General features: G+C 32.6%; 20 protein-coding genes. All 20 read right to left on the bottom strand.

Translation table 11 applies throughout. From position 1 onward, the window contains the following. Positions 1-81: 81 nt before the first annotated feature. The gene (locus CPHY_RS10365; protein ID WP_012200024.1) at positions 82-378 is read right to left on the bottom strand and encodes a YciI family protein; all 297 of its coding nucleotides are present in this window, start codon (positions 376-378) and stop codon (positions 82-84) included. 145 nt (positions 379-523) lie between these two features. After that, a complete protein-coding gene (locus tag CPHY_RS10360; RefSeq protein WP_012200023.1) occupies positions 524-2,068 on the bottom strand; it encodes a DEAD/DEAH box helicase in 1,545 nt (514 codons plus the stop codon). Positions 2,069-2,559: 491 nt separating this feature from the next. Further along, complete coding sequence (locus tag CPHY_RS10355) at positions 2,560-4,212, bottom strand: peptide ABC transporter substrate-binding protein (protein WP_012200022.1); 1,653 nt, start codon at positions 4,210-4,212, stop codon at positions 2,560-2,562. Positions 4,213-4,483: 271 nt separating this feature from the next. Beyond that, a complete protein-coding gene (locus tag CPHY_RS10350; protein WP_012200021.1) occupies positions 4,484-5,473 on the bottom strand; it encodes an ABC transporter ATP-binding protein in 990 nt (329 codons plus the stop codon). Further along, a complete protein-coding gene (locus tag CPHY_RS10345) occupies positions 5,466-6,467 on the bottom strand; it encodes an ABC transporter ATP-binding protein (protein WP_012200020.1) in 1,002 nt (333 codons plus the stop codon). Before CPHY_RS10345 ends, CPHY_RS10350 begins: the two co-directional genes overlap by 8 nt. A gap of 16 nt (positions 6,468-6,483) precedes the next feature. Continuing rightward, positions 6,484-7,530 (bottom strand): ABC transporter permease, encoded by a 1,047-nt coding sequence (locus CPHY_RS10340; protein WP_012200019.1) that lies wholly within the window; start codon positions 7,528-7,530, stop codon positions 6,484-6,486. Between the two features lie 15 nt (positions 7,531-7,545). Next, positions 7,546-8,463 carry an ABC transporter permease gene (locus CPHY_RS10335; protein WP_012200018.1) on the bottom strand — a complete coding sequence of 306 codons (918 nt, stop codon included), beginning with the start codon at positions 8,461-8,463 and terminating at the stop codon, positions 7,546-7,548. A gap of 210 nt (positions 8,464-8,673) precedes the next feature. After that, positions 8,674-10,749: a leucine-rich repeat domain-containing protein gene (locus CPHY_RS20810; protein ID WP_012200017.1), complete on the bottom strand. Its 2,076-nt coding sequence runs from the start codon at positions 10,747-10,749 to the stop codon at positions 8,674-8,676. Next, a complete protein-coding gene (locus tag CPHY_RS10325) occupies positions 10,727-12,115 on the bottom strand; it encodes a B12-binding domain-containing radical SAM protein (protein ID WP_012200016.1) in 1,389 nt (462 codons plus the stop codon). Before CPHY_RS10325 ends, CPHY_RS20810 begins: the two co-directional genes overlap by 23 nt. Positions 12,116-12,385: 270 nt before the next feature. Further along, positions 12,386-12,565 (bottom strand): hypothetical protein, encoded by a 180-nt coding sequence (locus tag CPHY_RS10320; protein WP_012200015.1) that lies wholly within the window; start codon positions 12,563-12,565, stop codon positions 12,386-12,388. Positions 12,566-12,583: 18 nt separating this feature from the next. Then, positions 12,584-12,814: a hypothetical protein gene (locus CPHY_RS10315; RefSeq protein WP_012200014.1), complete on the bottom strand. Its 231-nt coding sequence runs from the start codon at positions 12,812-12,814 to the stop codon at positions 12,584-12,586. Between the two features lie 285 nt (positions 12,815-13,099). Beyond that, complete coding sequence (locus CPHY_RS10310; protein ID WP_012200013.1) at positions 13,100-13,897, bottom strand: hypothetical protein; 798 nt, start codon at positions 13,895-13,897, stop codon at positions 13,100-13,102. A 142-nt stretch (positions 13,898-14,039) separates the two neighbouring features. After that, on the bottom strand, positions 14,040-15,071 hold the full coding sequence (locus tag CPHY_RS10305) for a hypothetical protein (protein WP_012200012.1): 1,032 nt from the start codon (positions 15,069-15,071) through the stop codon (positions 14,040-14,042). Between the two features lie 153 nt (positions 15,072-15,224). Next, positions 15,225-15,527, bottom strand: a complete 303-nt coding sequence (locus tag CPHY_RS10300) for a hypothetical protein (RefSeq protein WP_012200011.1) — start codon at positions 15,525-15,527, stop codon at positions 15,225-15,227. A 49-nt stretch (positions 15,528-15,576) separates the two neighbouring features. After that, the gene (locus CPHY_RS10295; RefSeq protein ID WP_012200010.1) at positions 15,577-16,641 is read right to left on the bottom strand and encodes an alpha/beta hydrolase; all 1,065 of its coding nucleotides are present in this window, start codon (positions 16,639-16,641) and stop codon (positions 15,577-15,579) included. A gap of 508 nt (positions 16,642-17,149) precedes the next feature. Beyond that, positions 17,150-18,556, bottom strand: a complete 1,407-nt coding sequence (locus CPHY_RS10290; RefSeq protein ID WP_012200009.1) for a sensor histidine kinase — start codon at positions 18,554-18,556, stop codon at positions 17,150-17,152. Then, positions 18,553-19,275, bottom strand: coding sequence for a response regulator transcription factor (locus CPHY_RS10285; protein WP_012200008.1), 723 nt, complete (start codon positions 19,273-19,275; stop codon positions 18,553-18,555). The genes CPHY_RS10290 and CPHY_RS10285 overlap by 4 nt, the downstream gene beginning before the upstream one ends. Before the next feature lie 387 nt (positions 19,276-19,662). After that, positions 19,663-20,427: an ABC transporter permease gene (locus CPHY_RS10275; RefSeq protein ID WP_012200007.1), complete on the bottom strand. Its 765-nt coding sequence runs from the start codon at positions 20,425-20,427 to the stop codon at positions 19,663-19,665. Between the two features lie 2 nt (positions 20,428-20,429). Next, positions 20,430-21,317: an ABC transporter ATP-binding protein gene (locus CPHY_RS10270; protein WP_012200006.1), complete on the bottom strand. Its 888-nt coding sequence runs from the start codon at positions 21,315-21,317 to the stop codon at positions 20,430-20,432. A gap of 73 nt (positions 21,318-21,390) precedes the next feature. Continuing rightward, positions 21,391-22,386 (bottom strand): membrane protein, encoded by a 996-nt coding sequence (locus CPHY_RS10265; RefSeq protein ID WP_041703493.1) that lies wholly within the window; start codon positions 22,384-22,386, stop codon positions 21,391-21,393. Positions 22,387-22,436: the final 50 nt, after the last annotated feature.

The following is a 22,436-nucleotide window of genomic DNA, read 5'->3' as shown; positions in this document are numbered from 1 at the left end:
ATGGAAATAAAGAAAACTGCGTCTTGTAATGGCTTTTAAAGTCAATACATGACGCAGTTTTTGCACTATTTTTTAATGAAACTATGATTGAAACCATTCACTAGCTGAAGGATTAAAGTAATGAGCAGAAAATTCAAGCACTTTATAATCTTGTATCCCATTCATTTTTAGAGGTTCATTCGATAAATATTCCTCTACTTCATTCAAAGATTCACTTTTCATTATAGTTAATCCACCACTCATATCTTCTTTAAGACCAGACATTAATACTAAGCCTTTATCCATAGCTTTTTGTGTATAAGCCATATGTTCTTTCATAATATCATCATTCATTAATTCTGGATTTGTTATATTTCCTTCAATTATAAAATATTTCATTTTTTCTCCTTTCACTACGAGTAAATCTATTGTTTCATTTATCATAGATTAAATCTTATTTTTAGTATTCTCTTTATTATTATATCATATGAAAATGTTAAAACAAATAAAAATCATAGGATGAAAGATAGAAAGCTAGATTAAATTACATTGAGATAGACTTGTGTTTTTTCTTTCCAATAACAGATTTCTTATTGTCAATAACAGCGTTCTTCTTATCAATAACAGTTTTCCTTTTATCAATGACAGTTTTCTTTTTATCAATAACAGTTTTCTTTTTATCGATAACAGTTTTTTTCTTTTCTATTACAGTGCTATTCTTTTCTTGTAATTGCTGCTTCTTACCTGCAACTGTATTCTTATTACCTATTGCAGACCCTTTCTTCTTAGTAGAGGACATTTTTTTACTTTCCTCTCCCGTTTTATATACAGGCTTCTTGTGAGCTTTCGTTTTCTTTGCTCCTTCGTTTAGCAAAATCTTTTCTTCCGTCTTAACAGATTCCTTGCCTACATTCTTTGTAGTATTTTCTGGCCTTTGACCTCTGACTGGCTTTTCCGTCTTCTCAAGTATTAACATCGGCCACTTGGAGGGAACCTCTGGAATAACCATACCAATATGTTTTTCAATTTCTCTTAAATAATCCATATCGTCAATATTACATAAATTGATTGCATTTCCACCTAATCCGGCGCGTCCTGTTCTTCCGATACGATGAATGTAAATTTCTGCTTGATTTGGGATATCGTAATTTACCACATAGGATAACTCTGAAATATCAATACCTCTTGCAGCGATGTCAGTTGCAACCAATACTTTGATTTTTCCCTCTTTAAAATCACTAAGTGCAGTCTGCCTTGCATTCTGACCTTTACCACCATGAATTGCTTGTGTCTTAACTTTTGCCTTGTTTAACTTATCTGCCACACGATCAGCACCATGTTTTGTTTTAGTAAATACAAGAACCCTTGACATCTTATGCTCTTTGATCAATGATGTTAATAATGAGATTTTATTTAAACGATCAACAAAATAAACACTTTGTTCGATGGAATCGACCGTACTTGTTACCGGACTAATTTTAATTATTTCAGGATTGTTTAGTAAATTAGTTGCTAGTGATTCAATTTCCTTTGGCATCGTCGCACTAAACAGTAATGTCTGTCGTGTCTTCGGTAATAATTTTATCACCTTTTTTATATCATTTAAAAAACCCATATCAAGCATTTGATCTGCTTCATCTAGTACAAACATCTCGATTGCATCTAACGTAATATAACCTTGTCCAATCAAATCATTAAGTCGACCAGGCGTTGCTATTAGAATATCTATTCCCGCTTTTAAAGAATTAACTTGTAAACTTTGTCCTACTCCACCGTAAATAACACTTTGCTTAAGCGACGTATACTTACCAAAACACTCAAAACTTTCATATATCTGAATCGCCAATTCCCTCGTTGGTGTAATAATAAGGGCACGGACTCCACTGCCCTCACCTTTCGATAAACTCTGTAAAATAGGTAATGCAAATGCTGCTGTCTTACCAGTTCCCGTCTGGGCACATCCTAGGATATCTCTACCTTCAAGTACTAGGGGAATCGTCTTTTTTTGAATCGGTGATGGCTCTATAAATCCTTCTTCCTTGATGGCTTGCAACAACGGTTTTATTAAATTCATTTCATTAAAATTCATTCTACTTCCACTTCTAAATATAACATTATTTTTTCATCTGCAGGCAGATTTATTTTTATTATATTTTCTTTTTTTAGTCAGCATCTAGTATAACACATAGTTCTATGATTTACTAATTTATTTTAAATAGTAATAACAACTAATTAATGAAAAGTTTTTATTTTCATTTTTCCCTTAGCATTACATGGTTTCTATTATATTTTGATACTATCTGTCCCCAATAGACATACTCCCACCAAAGTCAATATCTCGTATCTCACAATCAATCAGTACCTAGTGATTATTTTAAAAATACTACAACCATATCTAATCCATATTCTTTTTAGCATTGTCTATTCTATCTAAACACATAAATAATAGGGACTGATTCAAAATGAGGGTAACTACTACGTTATATTGTCATATTTTTTATATCATAATATAACTATAATATAACGTAGTCTAACCTCATTTTGTGTCAGTCCCTATTTTTTGTATATAAATCAAAGATTCTATTCTGTTACATCTGCATACATAAAGAACCAATATCCATAAGGTGAATGCCAAGACCCAGTAATTTTACTGCTTTGTAGCCAAAAGTCATTGTAATATGCAAGTGGAATACAAGCTGCTTCTGACATCAGGATGTCCTCTGCTTTATGCAATGCCTGAGAACGCTCTGTTAAGTCCAATGTAGTTCTTGAGATATTCATAGCAGCATCATACTCTGCATTATTGAACTTACCATCGTTATTTCCGTTGCTGGAATATAATAGATCAAGCATATTGGATGGATCACTATAATCTCCAACCCAGCCATTACGTGCAACATCATACTCACCGGCGCGCCTTGCTGGGGTGAAGCTTGCCCATTCCATAATGTTTACTTCCAGAGTGATACCAAGTTCTGCCCATGCCTGTTGTAAATATTCTGCTACTACTTTATGGTAACCAGAATCATTCGTTGAATAAGTGATAACTGGGAATCCAATTCCATCTTTATATCCTGCATCTTCTAATAATTTCTTAGCTTCAACTAAATTTGCATCAACGTTTGCCGTATCAATGTAAGGTGCCCCGCCATTAGCATTTGTAATAAAGGAAGAACCATCTGTATCGCTCCAGCCAGGACCCATAAAGTTCGATGCTGCAGTATAAGTACCCTGCATCAAAGTATTTGCTACATAGTTACGGTCAATTGCGAGACTTAATGCTTTACGGACTTTTGCATCTTTGAATGCATTCAAATTATTGTTTAAGGAGAGATAGTAGGTTCCGATAATTGGTTCTACATGAAATTCTTGATTTCCTCCTAAACTTGGTATTTCTTCGGTTGGAACATCCTTAATAAATAACGCTTCTCCCGTATTATAAGCATTGTAAGAAGCATTGGAGTCCTCCATTAGAAGGAATGTTAAGGTATCAAGCTTAACTGCACTCGCATTCCAGAAATTTGGATTTTTTGCAAATATTATATGGGAACCTGGAACCCATTCCTTCATATAAAATGGTCCATTGGATATATAGGTGCTAGCATTTACTGCCCAAGCATCTTTATTTGCAGTAACAGTTGCTTCATTTACAGGACTCAAAGTTGCAAATGCTGCGAGACTGCCAAAGAAGGAGCAATTACTATTTAATTCTACAACAAATGTCTTATCATCTGGAGCTGAAACTGCTAATGCATCAATATTGCCTCCGATAGCTTCCTCATAACCTTTTACCATACCTAGTACAGTTTCTGCATATGGTGCAGCAATTTCTGGATCACATACACGTTTCCAACTGTATACAAAATCATTTGCAGTAAGTACTTCCCCATTTGACCATTTTAATCCATCTCTCAACTGGAATGTCCATGTCAAACCATCCTCTGATATATCCCAATCCTCTGCTTGACCAGGCGCAAGTTTTCCATCCTCATCTACGACAAGAAGACATTCAAAAGCATGAAGTAGCATATTTCCACCATCAACTGCACTGTTTAATGCTGGATCTAGGGTTTCTGGGTTTGGTCCTAATTGAACCTTTAAATCTTTTCCAGACGTTTCGGTTTTTACCGGTGCTTTCGTCTGCTCATTGTTATTACCGACATCTTTTGACCCACAGGCTGATACTGTAAGTGCGATTACAAGACACATTGATAATATTAGTCTTTTTTTCATAAACATCCTCCTTAATATTTTATAATCTCTTGGAATCTCTAAACTTTTGTATTATTTAGCTTTGGAATTCCTTTTTTATTACCCCCCATCTTTTTATCAATAAACACTTGACGAAGATATCGAAACGTATGGACTTTCGCGCACTTATTAATCCGTTGTTCTTGATTGGAGATGAATTTTTATGTTAGCTCTTCTCTCTGACGAGCATTCCTCGTATTCAAACTTTTTTATTACTAATCTTCGTGTAGAAATGATTTCTATTTTCCTTTCTTTAATTACATGCTGAAATATTGTGACATGCAACAAAATGCTCACTTTCTACTTCCTCCATCTTCGGTCTCTGCTCTGTACAGATTTCTGTTGCATAGGGACATCTGGTACAAAAACGGCATCCAGATGGTGGGTTTAGTGGACTTGGAACATCTCCCTTTAGGATGATTCGTTGACTTGCTTTCGCTTTGATAGGATCTGCAATTGGTATGGCTGAGATTAAGCTCTTAGTATAAGGATGCAAACTATGTTTAATTACTTCATTACTCTCCCCCAGCTCAATTAAGTTGCCTAGATACATAACACCAATCCGATTGGATATATGATTAACAACCGCTAAGTCATGAGCAATAAATAGATAAGTAAGATCTAATTTATTCTGCAAATCCTCAAACATATTAATAGTCTGCGCTTGAATCGAAACATCCAATGCAGAAACCGGTTCATCACAGACGATGAATTCCGGATTGACTGCCAAAGCTCTTGCAATACCAATCCTTTGACGCTGCCCACCCGAGAACTCATGAGGATAACGATTGGCATGCTCAGTATTAAGTCCAACATAATTTAACAATTCTATAATTCTATCTTGACGGTCTTTCTTATTCTGAATTAAGTGATGAATTCCAATTGGCTCTCCTATAATCTCTCCGACCGTCATTCTCGGATTAAGACTTGCATATGGATCTTGAAAAACAACTTGCATTTTCTTTCGGTATGGCATCATATCGAGTGCTATCTTTTTCTCTTTATCGAAAATGACCGTATTATTATAGATAATACGACCGGCAGTTGGTTCGTATAACCGTAAAAGACTTCGTCCTGTGGTCGTTTTCCCACAACCAGATTCACCAACTAGTCCTAAGGTTTCTCCCTTTCTGATATAAAAACTAACATCATCCACGGCTTTCACATATTTCGCTTTCTTTCCAATCCCTCCGGCATAGAAATATTGTTTCAGATTTTCAACCTCAACAAGATTTTCATTCATCCTTGCTGCCTCCTTCCATCTCTTTCTTTTGGTTCATAAAGCAGGTAGCAAAATGTGTTTCACTTACCGTCGTTACTGGTGGTACTTGCTGTAAACAGATTTTCATGCAATTCCCGCAACGTGAAGCAAAAGAACAACCATTAGGAAGATTCAATAAATCAATCGGAGTTCCATCGATTGGAATTAATTTTGCATGTTCACTCATATCAATACGAGGAAGACTTCTTAATAATCCTTTTGTATATTCATGTTTTGTATTATAAAAGATATCTTCTACCGTACCATATTCAACAATTTTCCCTGCATACATAACAGCAATCTTCTCACACATACTAGCAACAATACCGAGATCATGAGTGATTAATATAATTGCCATACCAAGTTTTTCTTTTAACTCCATCATCAGATCTAAAATCTGTGCCTGAATTGTAACATCCAAAGCTGTAGTTGGCTCATCCGCAATTAATAACTTTGGTTCACAGGCAAGCGCGATGGCAATCATCACTCTTTGTCTCATTCCTCCAGAGAGCTCATGTGGATATTGTTTTAGTCTTTTCTCAGGTTCATTGATTCCAACTAGATTCAATAATTCCTTGGCATACTCTCTTGCTTCTTGTTTTTTCTTATTCGTATGCCTGCGAATAACCTCAATGATTTGATTTCCAATTGTATAAACCGGATTCAAGCTTGTCATTGGATCTTGAAATATAATGGAAATTTCATTTCCACGAATCTTTTGCATTTCTTTTTCTGATATATTATGTATTTCATGCCCATTAAATTCTATTGTTCCGCCAATCAGTTTACCTGGATATGCAGTTAAGCCCATTAGACTATATGCTGTTACTGATTTACCCGAACCACTTTCTCCTACAATTCCTAGAACTTCTCCCTTTTTTAAATGAAATGATACATCATTTAATGCTTTAACCTCACCCGCTTGAGTAAAAAAGGAAAGTTGTTCATTCTTTATCTCTACTAGATATTCTGACATCACTTAATTTCCTCTCTTAATTTTTTAATCTTGGATCGAAAGCATCACGAAGTCCATCCCCTAGTAAGTTAAAACTAAGGATAATAACACTGATCAATACTGCCGGGATAAACAATAGATATGGGTATGTATTCATCCCGTTGATTGCTGAACTTGCCAAACTTCCAAGGGAAGGAAGTGGAACCGCAACCCCTAGTCCTAAAAAACTTAGAAAACTTTCAGTAAAGATTGAAGATGGTATTTGTAGTGTAGTTGTTACTATGATAGTACCAAGACAATTAGTTAATAAATGTTTTCGGATAATCCTACCACTCTTAGCACCCAATGCTTTTGCAGCCAATACATATTCGCTTTCCTTTAAGGTTAAGATTTGGCTTCTTACCATACGTGCCATTCCGACCCAGTAAAGTAACGCAAATACGATGAAAATACTAATAAAGTTAATCCCCAGCGTGCGAATCCATTGAAATCCTGGAACCGTCGCTAAATTTTCTAAAGGAGACTTTAGCGCAAATGATAGCAGAACAATGAGAAGTATATCGGGTATTGTATAAATAACATCTACAACCCGCATCATGACCAAATCTACCCACCCACCAAAATATGCAGAAATGGCGCCATAAATCGAACCAATAATCAAAATAATTCCGGTGGCAATAAGACCAACTAATAGAGATATCCTACTTCCCATCATGACACGAATAGCATAATCTCTTCCCAATTTATCAGTACCAAAAATATGTGGAAATACCGATTCTCCTTTATCAATGGCTAGCAACTCTTCCCTGGAATACTGCATCGGTGACAAATTGTTAGCTCCTTTGATCTGAACATCATAAGTATATGGATAAAACATTGGTACAATAAAAGAAAAAATCATTATAATCACGATTACAATAATGCTGGCCATAGCTACTTTATTCTTAGCTAATCGCCGAAAACCATCTCTCCAGAACCCAACGCTTTCCCTCATAATCACAAGACTTTGTTTTTCTTCCTTAGTAGCTGGTTCAAAAGCATCCTGATCTATTTTTAATTGAAGACTCAATCGATTCTCTTTCATCCTCTTGCACCTTCCTTAGCTTAATTTGATACGCGGATCAACAAATTGATAGATGATGTCCACTAGCATGTTCATGATTACCAAAAAAGAAGCAAGAAATATCGTTGTTCCCATGATGAGTGTGTAATCACGGTTTAGAATAGAACTAACAAATGCTCCTCCAAGTCCCGGTAGTGTAAAAATCTTTTCTACAATAAAACTTCCTGTCATTGTAAATGCCATCATGGGACCTAGATATGTAATAACGGACAATACTGCATTTCGAAGTGCATGCTTAAACAAACAGACGTACACTGGTAATCCCTTCGCTCTTGCAGTCCTAATATAGTCTTGACCAAGAACATCAAGCATCGAGGAACGCATAAGACGCATAATATAAGCAGTCGGATAGAAAGACAAAGAAATTACTGGCATAAAATAATGTTTCCATGAAGTCAAACCAAAAGTCGGTAATAATTCCAGCTTTGACCCTAACAAATACATAAGAACAGTACAGATTACAAAGCTCGGTACCGCTATTCCACAAGTTGCAAAAATACTAATAAAATGATCCAAAAACTTGCCTCTTCGCACAGCAGCAATACATCCTAACGGAATTCCTATTAATAATGAAACAAGTATGGATAATCCCCCCACTTTTGCTGAAACTGGAAACTTCGATACAATAATAGAAGTAACAGTTCGTCCTCTTTGCTTTAAACTACCCCCAAAGTCAAAATGCGATGCATCTTTAAGGTATGTTATGTATTGTTCGAACAGTGGCTTATCGAGTCCATACTTTTCATTCAATGCATTTTGTGCCTGAACACTGATGGACTTTTCAGCCACAAACGGGCCACCTGGAACCATATTCATTAAGAAAAAGGTGATAGTTGCTACACCCCATATCGTCACTACTGCCAAAATAACACGCTTCAGTATATACTTTAACATTAGAATACTCCTTTTCTCTTTTTTAAATTGCCGCTTTAAATCATTAAAGTTTTTTGGTAATATAGAAAGCAAAAGTTTACTTGAAGTATCACACCTTTGCTTTGTATTCACATATATCATAATGGTCATAATTTGTCAACATTAACTTTTTTTATTTGTTACTAATTTCTATTTAGACGTTGCAGAGTCAGCATTATTAAATTAGTAAAATTACTTGATGATATTCGAATCTTTTATTTCAGAATATCTGCCAACCACTTCTCCATAAGTTTCACAATCTTCTATTTTTCCAAAGTATTCAGAATAATAACCAATGATTCCATCAAAATCATGGTTACCTTTCACAAAACCTTTATGGATACTAGCCTTTATAGTTCCTTCATATGGCATTGTTCCAACAATACCCCCAACCATACCATATCCATCAACCATGGCTTTATTTGTACATTCCACAATTTCACCCCTGTTATTGCCACTGATTCCTCCAGTTGCATTATAGGAGAAGATTTCACCTGTACTAATACAATTTGATATGGTGGAATAATTGTACCCTGCAATTCCACCAGCATTTATAATTCCTTTTACCTCTGTATCGGTACTGCACTGTACTACATTCCCATTATTTCTCCCAATTAGTCCACCAACATTTTCATTGCCCCGAACTTTCCCACTAGTAAAACAATTTGATATCTTACTTTTATTCATCGTATTTCCGCATAAGATTCCGACACTAGCGTCTCCAATGATATCAGCATCTTTTATTATCAAATTTTTAATTTCTCCACTAGCTGCTCCAAATAACCCTAATCCATTGGAATAAATTCGATTGATTCGTAAGTTATAAATTGTATGATTTTTCCCATCAAAGGTTCCTCGAAAGATACGATACTTGTTCGATGAAAATACTCCTATAGGTTCCCAATTTGGATAACAAGATAAATCTAAATCATTTCCTAGTATAATTGTCTTGTTTAACATACTTTTCCCTTGAAGTACTAATTTTTCTAGTCCAGCAAGTTGATCTGGATTATTTATTGTAAATGTAGTCTTGTTTTCATTATACCAAGAGGTATCTGGTTTCCCAGTTCCTTTAATTGCTTTTGATGGTGCTTTATTTGTAGGGGATATAGTAGTCGTACTTGGTACTAAGTATTTAACAGTAACACCTTGTTTCTTCAAATAATTAACTAATCTAGTTGCTTCTTGATACAGATATACAAAGGTATTGTTTTTTGCATTTATCTCGCTATCAGACCAGCTTAAATTATACAAGCTATAACAATATATTACACGGTTTTTTACTTCATTTAAATTTTCTGGTACTTGTTGTATACTTTCTGGAAGTACTATTGATAATAAGTTATTACATCCTTTGATAGCGTCTTGGTAAACATAAAGCAATCCTTTTGGAAAAGTAAGTTCTTTTAACTTAGAACAATTTAAAAATGCACCTGCTTCAATCGTTTGTAATCCTTCGCATAATTTTACCTTGATCAAATTACTACAACCTTTAAATGCTTCTATTCCGATGGTATCAACAGTTTCTGGAATATAGACAGAATTGAGGGTCTGATTTCCCATAAATGCACCTGGATGTATTCTTCTAACACCGTATGGTACATAATAATAAGTGTCCTTCACTCCTTGAGGATATAAGTATAAAATCTCGCCGTCTTTACTAAATAATACATTTGACTTTATCATGAAATTTGTATTATCCGAAGACACGATAAGCTTGTTTAGTTTTGAATTATTTCCAAATGCCCCAACATAAATTTGCTTTAATGAAGATGGAAAAGTAATAGAAGTTATTTCAGTACATCCTTGAAATGCCATTAAATCTATCTTTTCTACTTCATCGGGCAGAACAACTGCTCCTACCTTCCCTGGTGGACAATAATATAATACTTTTAAGTCTTTACTATATAAAATTCCATCAACAGTAGTAAGATACGGATTTTCGGGATCTACTTCAACCTCTACCAGATTAGGATAATTAGGTGTTATTGGTTGAAAGCCTTGAACAAAACTGTAATCAATCTCATAACATGAATCGGGTAAAACATATTCTACTTCCTTAGGGATTACAACTTTTCTTACTGTAGGGCTATTTAGACTAGACCAATCGATTATACATCCTCTGATATCTTGTGTTGATTTTAAGTAAAATACTTCATCCTTTTTTGATGTAGAATCAGCTGCTTCGACTTTCAAAGGATACATAAATATGTAAATTAAAAACAGCATAAAACATGCGATTAGTTTATGATACGTTTTTATTTTCATTTTTCCTCCTTACCATTACTTGGTTTCTATTATATTTTGATACTATCTGCCCCCAATGACCAATGCGTTTATATGATATCCATTTACAAAAAATATCTGTAAACATTCCAAATTTTCGGTAAAACAAATTAAAGGCTAGATACGGTAAAATTTGATTTTTGGATTTTGGCATACGCCTAAGGATGTTTCTAAAACTGTATATTTTCCGGTAAATCCATAGATATCCTTGATATAGTTCTTCTTCCGTCATATTAGCTGGGGTAAAAACTACATGTGCTGTGTTATAAAGTGAAAGATCTGATGTCAAAATCCTTCCTTTTGATTTCATCCTCTCATATAATGCTGTCCCAGGGTATGGGGTAAGAATATGAGATGTTACCGTTTCTATTTTATGAGATACTATCCAGTCAAGCGTAGATTGAAATATTTCAGAAGTATCACTGTCAAGTCCAAATACAAAGCTTGCATTAATCATGATTCCTCGACTGTGAATTGCATCTACGAGATTATCGTACTTATTGACAGCATTTTGTTTTTTATGTACATCCCGTAATGAATTTGGATTAATACTTTCAAATCCAATGAACAAACTTTGGCAGCCACTCTCTTTCATTTCATCTAGCAAATCTAACATCTCAAGAATGTTTGCAGAAACAGCGGCGTTCCATTTTAGATGCATTGGCTTCAATTCCTTTAAAAGACTATGAGTCCATGATGGATTTCCGATAAAATTATCATCAATAAACATAATATGATGCGAATTCAATGCACGTATGTCTTTTATAACATCTTGTACAGGACGATTTATATATTGACGTGACGCGCTGCTGTTATAGCAAAAATCACATCGATACGGGCATCCACGACTAGTATGAACCACGTTACAATACAAGTATTTGTCAGAGTCAATCAAATCATAAGCAGGTGAAATAATATCTTGTCCTGTAAGATTACCAGAACATATGTAGTTATCTTTTAGACAGCCCTCCGCTAAATCCTGCATGATATATGGCCATGTACCTTCTGCCATACCAATGCAAAGAACATCGAAACTCCCATCAGGGATTGTGCTTGCTGCTGTCGTGATATGTATACCGCCTGCAACAACCGGTATCCCTCTTTTTCGGAACTCACTTGCAATCTCAATCGCACGTGGAAGAACATCTACCGTCACTGTTATACCAACAATATCTGGGTCGTCATCAAATAAAATAGCTTGTATATTTTCATTTTCTATTGATATCTTATGAGTTTCACGAAGTAAGTTTGCTATTGTTAGTAGTCCAAGAGGAGGCGCCATATGGATTTTTATTTCTGTATCCATTGGCCTTTTTTCCATTTTAGGTTGGATTAATTTAACATACATTTTATTACTCCTGTTGAGGTGTGATATCGAGAAATAAATTTTATATTAGATCGTCGCATAATCTCTTCTTATTATCTATAATATGTTACCTAATAGTGTTTTATTAACCTGCTATCTTTCTATTCACTTACACTTTTCCCAAATAAGACAAATAGATACGGAGTCAGTACCTTTACCGTGGTACAAAACCAAAGATTGTTGACCTATCGTTTATTGTTACGCATTACCATGTAAGATGACGATTGCACCTTTAAAATCTATACAAATTTATCAGATATATTTCCTCGTCCATTCAATTACATATTCTGCAACTTCATTTGCAGTTTTTCCAGTAATATCAAATCGATCATATGCTGTATCTCCAATGTGATCATGTTCCATGAAGTATTGATTATACTCGACAGAACTTTCAATCCAGTTTTCATCTGTGATATGACGACCATTCTTCATACGTCTTCGAAGTTCATTTTACTCACAAACTAAAGCAAGGCAGTAAATTTCACGGAAGAAACGCTCATTGTATGTACTTTTTAGCCGATCTAGATTTCCAGCCATTGACCACATAACAGGTAATCCGCACTGCATAATATCCGCGGATATATTTTGCATCTGTTCAACATGTGCTGCCCATTCTTCATTCGTTTTACTAGGCATAATCGTAAAAAAGTCTGCATCCAAGACTACATAATCGGTTTCCATTTGCTGTAACCTTAGCGCTGTTGTTGTCTTTCCTACTCCGCTGCATCCTGTTAAGATAAATAAAGGTAATGCTTTTTATTTCCAGACATAACCACACTTTGGACATTTCACTGAGGTTTTGTCTTGAGGATTGACTTCTTTGTCCCATTCATAATTACCGCAATTCGAACATATTGCTATCATTAAGTCCCCTCCAATCACTCTTGTAACACTTGTTATTCTTCTTCCCCTATCATTTCCAAAATAACATTATGAAAACTTACATCTCTTGAATGATAAATAAATTTAATCATTACTATGAATTCTATAAAAATACAATAAAGTTTTGTTATTCTCATCCTTTGTTTCAGCAACAATACGACGGCCGACAAGGCTCACAGCAATACCATAGCTTTCGCCATTCTTAAATCCTCGGTAAAGATAAAAATTTAAAGCTTCTTCATGTTTTAAAAGTGATAAATCACAATCTACAAATATAGACTCAAGGATTATAGGATCCTTTATATTATCAATATACTGAACATTCTCATAACCGTCTTCTGCTACAAGCTGCCGCCCCCCCTTCACTGTGACTGGATTTGCAATTATGCAGAAAATCAATACGTCTACAATTAGAATACTAAATAAAATAGAAACTAACCATCCAGACATTTTTATTTTGTTTTTTTCCTCACATTCTTTTTGTGGTAAAATATATTTTATAATTATATAAAATAATATAATTGATAAACAAAGATATATGTTTATCAGATAATGATTTTTGAATACTATTACCCACAGAAAAAATAACCCCAAGCCTATCAAAATAATATCAGAAATTATATTACTTATCTTTGATTTTAATACGGATTTCTGTACTAATTCTTCTTTTCTCTCTTCTCTATTTAAAAAATAAGAGAAAGCATAGATAGGGGGACATATTAATGCATAAGTAAAACAAGAACCTATTTCCAAATTACCACCATAAACCCTATACTCAAAATACCAGAACGTCAGTAACATTAATCCCCACGATAATACAGAACAAATATAACTAAGATGACGTTTGGTAAAAATACTTATTTTCCCTATTTTTTCTCCCATTATTTCTCCCATTTCTACGTTGCGCATCCCAAGCCTGTGTGCGAAGTGCATACACAAATATACCGAATAAAGAATTACCTTACACCCTTGAAAAATATGTCTGCTTAGTCGTAGGCTATGCTCTATCTACCTTGTAAATAAATCAAAGCTCTTTATAAATTTCAGTTACTCTGTCATTTTCAAGCTTAAACAAATAGTTTCCGTACAACGTTATTGGTTGATTATCTTTGTACATAAGAAAATATTCTGAGTAAGCGTATCCATCTATGAATCTAGCTGAATAAACATTAAATCCTAGCAATTCAAAATTCCCCTTTATGACTTCACTACTATTGGTAATAATATTATCTATTTTTCCTCTTAGCATTTTAGTGTAGCCATTGTAAAAGTTAATTATTTCAGGTTCAATCGCGATATCTAACTTTTTATAATGCGCCTGCGTAATTAGTTTGGAATAGAATATTTCTGATGTATTACCTATTTCTAAAGCAAGGGGGAGGTTATTTTGAAAACAAACGCTTAAGAATAATGCGCCAATATCATAACTAATAATCCTGACTGGTATCAAGTTATTTATGCTACAAACTCTATCAATTATTCCTTTCAAAAACTCCAGATATTTTCTTGCGCTTAAAGTTTTTAAAACTTGCATTTCCACATACTGAGCGGAGCCTTCGATAGCTTCGATAGAATTTTCATAGTTGTATTGATATGAAAATTCTATTTGTCTTATCTTTCTATAAGTCAAGAAATTGTTTAACTTTTCTATACTAAAATCAGAAACCATATCTGCTAAAAGTAAGTTCTCATTATGCTTAAGTTGTAAGTAAAGTGGCGAATATTGATAATTACAAAGTGCCTCAAATTCATTAACAAAACGACAGTCTTGCATTTGATTTTGATAAGCATGAAACATTTCGTGAATGATTTTACTTGTTAAGATATCAACATCGATGTCCACGGTTATGTACCAAATTGCTATATACCTTCCTTGATAGAAAATAGAGGTATTTGCAAGAAATTCGTCTGTCTTTGGAATGGATACTCCATTTAGAATCACTATAGTATCATCATATAATGCGAATTCGTATTCTCTAAAGCCTCGCCACAAATACTGAAAATTAATTTGATTAACTCGTTGTTGTACCTGTTCATACATTTTCATTAAATCCATCACTTGCAGCTCCTTTATATTATAATAACTATACTGCGATCATCTTTTATATTCTTATTTGGATTAAGACTATATATTAAATAAAATTTATCTTATTAAAATTTGCTTTAACGTTCCTTTGCTTTATATACCTAATAATAGAGATAATTTTCGTTAACACTGAAAAATCATTTTTCTTTCTCCATTTTCATAAGTCACTATAACAAAAAACTGAAATGTGGATAAATCTCCGTAGTCTGTATTGGAATCATAATGTTCAATAGTAATCCTATAATGTCCATGCTCTATACCTGAATCATACATAGAAATTGGCCCATACTGTTCCGTAACCTCGTGATAGTCTTTAATTTCTCCAGACGCTATCCCTAGTCTTACTCGATCCATCTCTTCTAAGTTTAAAATATTCTTGTTAGTAACATCTTCCACCTTTGTTTTTTTTGAATAGCAATTAATCACATCCTTTTTATATTTTCATTCTGCATAGAATGATTCCTTTGTATTATGTTCATTTTGTATAGTTATCATAAAATGCTACTATTCTGTTCATCAGATCTTTGTCCAAATCAAACAAAATGGTTTTATTGAGATTCTCATTCATATATTTTGTTTTAATCTCTGCGGTCAGTTCCGTATCCAGAGAACTAACAAATTCAGAAAATTGATTATTTAATTTATTTCTATAATCTTTTGAAATATCTGAATAATATATATAATTATGTCCTCGATTTTCATATGGAACAAACGTAAAACGTGGATTGTTTTGATATGTATTCCAAAATCTTTTGTACTGTTTTTCATAGGAAACCATTTCATCATCGTAGCTGTGAACTATCATTACACCAGCGTCTGAGGTCTCAAAACCATCTATACAATTGTATGAAGAATATGTTCCGAACTTAACATGTTCAATCATGGAGACATATGGCATTAATAGATTTATACCAATGCCCATGATCCGTTTACCTTCTTCCGCGATGATATCAGTTGACTTATTAAAACCTGAAATCATAACAACTGCTTTTACATCAGGATGAATATTTAAAACACTCCCAACAGAATAAGCGCCCCAGCTGTGTCCCAATAACATAATTGGCAAGCTGTTAAATTCATCATTATCTTTTATAAAACGGATAGCATAATCGAGATCTATCAAACCTTGAGGGATACCTTCTACAGCATCACCCTCACTCTCATCATTACCAGTAGCATCATACGCAAAAATAATATATCCATTAGTTGCGAGGTAATCCGCAACATCCATATATGAGTTGTGTCCGCCACCGCCAAGTCCATGTGAAATAACTACTATTCCTTTTACATGATCAATCTTCTTATAATATTTATAGCCTACCAGATGTTGACCATTATTTGATTCAAAAGTATACTTTTTTGATTCTAAACCATCAAATTCATCAAGATTGCGTGCCATCCAAGAGATTGTTTCGAATCTACCACCAAAGTTAGACTGATAGATATAAGTTGAAATTCCCAAGGGTACTATTACTAACAATACAATCAAAGTAATAGATATTGCTATAATAATTTTTCTTTTCTTCTTTTTATTAATCATTTAAATACCCCATAAAATAAATTTTCTCTTTAAATCATTTTGTATGTTTCTTTATCCAAAAATAGTAGCACTAATGTAACAATGTATAAAATTAAAGAAAATTAGAACGCTTAGAATATTTGTATATACCCCAAATATTTCTTAGTACACCAATTGTATCATCTATAGTAATTATTTACAATTAATTAGTAAATTCTACATATCTTCTATAGTCGCACACGTGTCTATCAGATGTTCATCATATTGTCACCAATTATTCCTTATCGTCTACACTTCCTCCTATCCCAATCTAAAGCTTTTCACTATGACACCAATGCCAACTAATTTCTCCACTATAAAGATTCTTGGCGAACTGATTCCACTCTCTATAACACACTTTTTACACTTTATTATGAAAAGTGTAAAAAGTGTGTTATAGAGATTTTATCATGAGCAGCTACTAATATACAAGCCACTCTATTGTAGAGCGCTTACGAAACTAAGTATAACATCAAAAATCGCTAATATCTTATAAAATTATTTCAACTTTAGTTCCTACCAAATGTTCACTCTCTAAATTAATTACTCCACTATGTGCTTCTACAATATCCTTCGCTATGGCCATGCCAAGTCCAGAGCCTTTATGCCTTTTTCCTGTATTTGTTCCTCGATAATATCTTTCAAAAATATGCTTTAACTCTTCTTCCTGAATGCCTTTTCCATTATCTATTATAAAGATATTCACTCTGTCTTTCTTCTCTACTTTAATTTCAATTACTACATTTTCATCATTATGAACGATAGCATTATATAGAATATTAGTGATTACTCTTTTAATTAATATTTCATCGATATCTAACTCAATAACTTCCCTTGTTGCAGAAAAATCAATATTCACATTGCTAGTTTGAGGATTATTTAAAATATCGATTGCAACTCCCCGAACTAGACTTACAATATTGATGTTCTTCTTATTCAGAATGAGAACTTTATTCTTTAATCTGGTACTTAGATTTAAATCATCGATAAGCTCTTTTATATAATCTGATTTATCTTCTATAATTTTACTATATTCTCTCACTTCTTCTTTCGTACAATCGTATTCCCCGCTAGATAATATCTCAGCATATCCTTTTACTGAAACAAGTGGAGTTTTTATATCATGGGAAATATTTGATATCCATTCTTCCCTCATTTTATCTAACTTTTTTCTTTCTGTTTCATTATTTCCGAGTTTTGAAGATAAATTGTTTATGTTATGATATATTTCTTTATAAATTCCTTCTTCTTCTCTATTTAAATGATACTCTCCCTCTGATAGGCTTTTAACGTCCTTTATAATATTAACTAATGGTTTTGTAAGCCTTCTACTAAATAAATACCCAAACAATAAAGCAATAAGGGCATCCAGAAATAATATTATATAAATGCCAATTTTTAAGCTATGAACTAAATTATAAACATCATAAGAGAAAACATTTCTCTTAACCTTGTCAGATGGAAATCCTATAATATAACTATAATTTCTATTACCAAGATTTTTTTCAGATACAAATATTGTGGACATAGTTTCATTTGTAATATATTTATAAGCATGAATTAGTTCTACCGGTGTATAATGATTTTTCACTTTCACAGGTTTTTGGAAGTTATAAGCTTCATTTCCTTCCTCATCTAAAACTTGTATCCAAGCTTCTTTTTCTATCAAAATCTTTTCACCATCACTATGAATATAAATTTTATCTTTATCTTCCACTAAATATCTTTCAAATTCTCTTGTAAAATCCTCTGGTGAAGAATAAGTGATACCATTTGTAAGATTATTTCTACCACCACTCAATATAAGAATGCCGACTCCAAAAATATTAATAACTATTACAATAATAGCAACTGAAACAATAGTTACAATGAATCTACCTGTAATCTTCCAATTCATACTGATTCATCCTTTATAACAAATTTGTAACCTAAGCCTTTTATATTAAGAATATGCTTCGGATTCGATGGATCTTTTTCAATTTTCTCTCTAAGTTTTCTGATATGCACCATTATAGTGTTATCAAAACCAATATAATCTTCTCCCCATACTTCGCTACACAATTTTTCCTTACTCATAATTTGGTTGGGATGTTTTGCCAGATATAGAAACATTTTATATTCTTTCGGTTTTAACTCTATTAGTTCTCCATTTTTCCTGACTTCAATTTTTTCCTCATCTATCTGAAAAGGCCCAAGATTTAATATAGTACTCTTATTTTCCTCTTCATCATGATAACTACTTCTTCTTAAAATTGCTTTTATTCTATAGGCTACTTCTTTCGGGCTAAATGGTTTTGTTATATAGTCATCTCCTCCTAATGCAAACCCCAGTACTCTATCAATTTCTTCTGTTTTAGCTGATATAAATAAAATAGGAACATTGGAGCTTTTTCTAATTTTTTTACAGACCTCATACCCTTCTTCATCAGGTAGCATAATATCCAAAAGAATTATATCTGGACTAATTCTTTTAAATAATGTAAATCCACCTTCTCCATCCTCAGCTGTATATATGTTTTCAAAGCCTTCTTTTTTTAGTACCATTGATAATAGCTTCAATATATCTTCTTCATCATCTATTATTAATATTTTTTTATTGCTTAACGATGTATCCATATGAAACACTCCCATTAGATTTTTATTCATTATATCCTAATATGGATTATATAAAAAGAACCAAAACTAATAAAATTTGGTTCTCTTTTATACCTAATAAAAATTTAAATAATTAATAAAATATCTTTACTATTTAATAGGGATAAAATATATATACCAATATTAATCCAATTATTAGAAATATAAGTCCTATGGCTAGAAAAACTAAAGTATTACCATTCCATGCAGGTTTATTTCTAAAAGCCCTCCATCGAAAGGAGGCTCCGCTCATTCCCATAAAAAGAAACCCAATAAATAATATAATTACGCTAAGTAAAAATAAACTATTTGTCATAATTTCTCCCAATTCAATGTTATTTATTTAATATTATCCCATCTGATTTCTGTTTATCTTTTATTTTCTTTCGTAAATGCAGCATATGTGAGTTTAGGAAATATGAAACATCCTACTATAAATATTACTAATTGAATTATCATTATCCCTGTGCTTACTTCATACTTGACTAACTGCGAAGACATCATTCCCCATAATGGAGTAATAGCAATAAATTTACTTGGTATAAAAGGTTCTAATATATATGGAATTCCCATTATCAATCCGCCAACAAGAAACGGTATAGAAGCAGATTTACTTATGGATGATAAATATAAACCTAATTGAGAGAAGAAAAAAGAAGCTAAGATCACACTAATCATCAAGATTATCATCATTTGAAGTACATTTAAATTTGAATTTATTCCTTTAAAATACCAGAGATCTTTTAACGGCATGTCCAATCCTTCAAATCTTACTTTTCTAAGACCATCTAGGTATATTGCCATTACCATAGATGAATTTACTATAGACGTTGCTAAACCAGCCCCAATTCCTTTTGCTATCACTAATTTTTTCTTACCATTTTTAGTTGTGTTTATTAGTTCATTCATATTAGAATTATATTCTAAAGTATAAGCACCAGATAAAATCATAAACATAACAAGTCCCATTATAGGGGTATATCCGTAACTCTTGAAAAAAACATCCGCATAAACATCACTTACAGAGCCATTATGAATTAATACCATTCCTAATAACAAGGATGCTGCCCAGGTTATTAAAATACTTTTTTTAAATAATATTTTTCTTAATTCTAATTTTATAAGAGTACCCATTATTATACCTCCTTTGTGTTTTCTAAATCGAAATAGAACATATAAACATCCTCAAATTTAGGTTCTATAACCTCTACATTTTCATAGGAAATGGCTTTATCGCTTACAATTCTAAGTTCCGTAGAATCAATTCCTCTCTGTAGATTCACTACCTTGTATTTCTGTTGTATTTCTGCCAATTCATTTTCATCATTTGTTCTTATTCTATATACTTTTTCGTTCATATCAGATAGAATTTCCCTATGACTTCCCTTCATTATGATTTCACCCTCTTTTATCATAATAGTTTCTTTTGCTATGGATTCTATGTCAGAAATAATGTGAGTTGAAAGTATTATTATCTTATCTTTGGATATCTCCGATAATAGATTTCGAAATCTAGTTCGCTCTTGTGGATCTAATCCTGCTGTTGGTTCATCTAATATAATAATCTTAGGATCATTTAATAAAACTTGAGCAATTCCTACTCTTCTCTTCATTCCTCCTGAAAATTTTCCAACCGCTTTATTTCTTACGTCATAGAGTCCAACTAACTTTAATAATTCTTCTATTTTGTTATTCGCTTCCCTTTTATCTACACCTTTTAATGCTGCTACATATTGTAAAAATTTCTTCGCTGAAAAGTTTTTATAAGCACCAAACTCTTGTGGTAAATAACCTATAACCCCTCTATAGTTGTCTTCCATACTATAAATGTTGTTATCATTGTAGATGATCTCTCCAGATGTAGGCTTAATCAATGTTGCTATTTGTTTCATGAGTGTAGTCTTACCAGCTCCATTCGGGCCTAAAAGCCCATATACACCATTTTCCAAGGTAAGTGTTATGTTGCTATTTGCGTTTTTCTTACCATAACTTTTTGTCAATTTTTTTATTTCAAGTTTGTTCATAATTTTCCCTCCAAGCCAAGCAATTTGGCGAATACTTAAAGTGTAGAAATGTTTTTTTTACTTAATCTCCTGTTTATCTTGTTAAGTATTTTCTAAAGATACTTCTACATGAGAATAGCCCTATAACGAAAATAACTATCATAAAACTCAGACACACATTTGTAATGTCTAAGCTTAGATTAAATATTCTAAATCTTCCAGAATACATTCCAGCAAATTCATTGAAATTAAATATTAAATCAATATAATTAACTTTTGAAAATATCATCAATACTTCGCTTGGTAACCATTTTATTAATGTCATTACCTTACCTAAAAATATAAAAATGAAAAATCCACTTGTTGATTGAATTGAATTTGTGGTAAGGAATGAAAAAAAAACCCCGAATATTCCTAATGTTGTAAGAATTAAAAGCATAATACCTATTTTAAGAAATATAAATTCGTATATTGTGTAGGCCTCTTTCATTAATAATGGATTATCTAATATCCTAAGGGCCTGCAAATCTCCATTGATTGGTTTTCCATATTGTAAATATGTGATTATAAACTGAATGATTAAATATCCCGTATATAAAATAGCTGGTACCACTATACTCAAGGCTAGTTTTGAATGTAAAACTTTATATTTATTTCTTGATGTCAAAATTAAATTATCAACCGTTGATATAATCTCGTCTGTATAAATATTTGAAAAAATAATCACTGTGATGACAAGCATGATAAAAGTCATAAATGGATGAAATGCTCTATGATGAAACACTTTCCAAAACCTTATATCCTTATATTCATTGAACTTTATTGCTGATAATTTTTTATTGGATATTTCTTTAAGATCATTAGAGAAATCGACTTTCCCATCACTTTCACTAACCTCTTTCAAAAGTTCAAGATTCTTGTTAAATTGCTCTTCAACTGATATAAAACCTTCACTATTTTCTTTAGAATCATTTACTCCTTCTAATTGCGGTTTTATAAATACCATAGATATGGAAAGTATAAAGAATAATATTAGAGTGAATAATCCATTTTTAGATTTAAACATTTTCTTTATTTCCCATTGAACCATTATTTCTTCCTCCTATATTTTCTTAGTAGAAAATATTTAAAACTCCTAAG

The organism is Lachnoclostridium phytofermentans ISDg (assembly GCF_000018685.1).
Taxonomy (GTDB): Bacteria; Bacillota; Clostridia; order Lachnospirales; family Lachnospiraceae; genus Lachnoclostridium; species Lachnoclostridium phytofermentans.
This window is presented reverse-complemented; position numbering and strand designations above follow the sequence as displayed.

Excerpts from the sequence above, each read along its gene's own strand:
- CPHY_RS10365 (WP_012200024.1), bottom strand. The coding sequence starts at position 378 with ATGAAATATTTTATAATTGAAGGAAATATAACAAATCCAGAATTAATG.
- CPHY_RS10360 (WP_012200023.1), bottom strand. The coding sequence starts at position 2,068 with ATGAATTTTAATGAAATGAATTTAATAAAACCGTTGTTGCAAGCCATC.
- CPHY_RS10355 (WP_012200022.1), bottom strand. The coding sequence starts at position 4,212 with ATGAAAAAAAGACTAATATTATCAATGTGTCTTGTAATCGCACTTACA.
- CPHY_RS10350 (WP_012200021.1), bottom strand. The coding sequence starts at position 5,473 with ATGAATGAAAATCTTGTTGAGGTTGAAAATCTGAAACAATATTTCTAT.
- CPHY_RS10345 (WP_012200020.1), bottom strand. The coding sequence starts at position 6,467 with ATGTCAGAATATCTAGTAGAGATAAAGAATGAACAACTTTCCTTTTTT.
- CPHY_RS10340 (WP_012200019.1), bottom strand. The coding sequence starts at position 7,530 with ATGAAAGAGAATCGATTGAGTCTTCAATTAAAAATAGATCAGGATGCT.
- CPHY_RS10335 (WP_012200018.1), bottom strand. The coding sequence starts at position 8,463 with ATGTTAAAGTATATACTGAAGCGTGTTATTTTGGCAGTAGTGACGATA.
- CPHY_RS20810 (WP_012200017.1), bottom strand. The coding sequence starts at position 10,749 with ATGAAAATAAAAACGTATCATAAACTAATCGCATGTTTTATGCTGTTT.
- CPHY_RS10325 (WP_012200016.1), bottom strand. The coding sequence starts at position 12,115 with ATGTATGTTAAATTAATCCAACCTAAAATGGAAAAAAGGCCAATGGAT.
- CPHY_RS10320 (WP_012200015.1), bottom strand. The coding sequence starts at position 12,565 with ATGAAGAATGGTCGTCATATCACAGATGAAAACTGGATTGAAAGTTCT.
- CPHY_RS10315 (WP_012200014.1), bottom strand. The coding sequence starts at position 12,814 with ATGGAAACCGATTATGTAGTCTTGGATGCAGACTTTTTTACGATTATG.
- CPHY_RS10310 (WP_012200013.1), bottom strand. The coding sequence starts at position 13,897 with ATGGGAGAAAAAATAGGGAAAATAAGTATTTTTACCAAACGTCATCTT.
- CPHY_RS10305 (WP_012200012.1), bottom strand. The coding sequence starts at position 15,071 with ATGGATTTAATGAAAATGTATGAACAGGTACAACAACGAGTTAATCAA.
- CPHY_RS10295 (WP_012200010.1), bottom strand. The coding sequence starts at position 16,641 with ATGATTAATAAAAAGAAGAAAAGAAAAATTATTATAGCAATATCTATT.
- CPHY_RS10290 (WP_012200009.1), bottom strand. The coding sequence starts at position 18,556 with ATGAATTGGAAGATTACAGGTAGATTCATTGTAACTATTGTTTCAGTT.
- CPHY_RS10285 (WP_012200008.1), bottom strand. The coding sequence starts at position 19,275 with ATGGATACATCGTTAAGCAATAAAAAAATATTAATAATAGATGATGAA.
- CPHY_RS10275 (WP_012200007.1), bottom strand. The coding sequence starts at position 20,427 with ATGGGTACTCTTATAAAATTAGAATTAAGAAAAATATTATTTAAAAAA.
- CPHY_RS10270 (WP_012200006.1), bottom strand. The coding sequence starts at position 21,317 with ATGAACAAACTTGAAATAAAAAAATTGACAAAAAGTTATGGTAAGAAA.
- CPHY_RS10265 (WP_041703493.1), bottom strand. The coding sequence starts at position 22,386 with ATGGTTCAATGGGAAATAAAGAAAATGTTTAAATCTAAAAATGGATTA.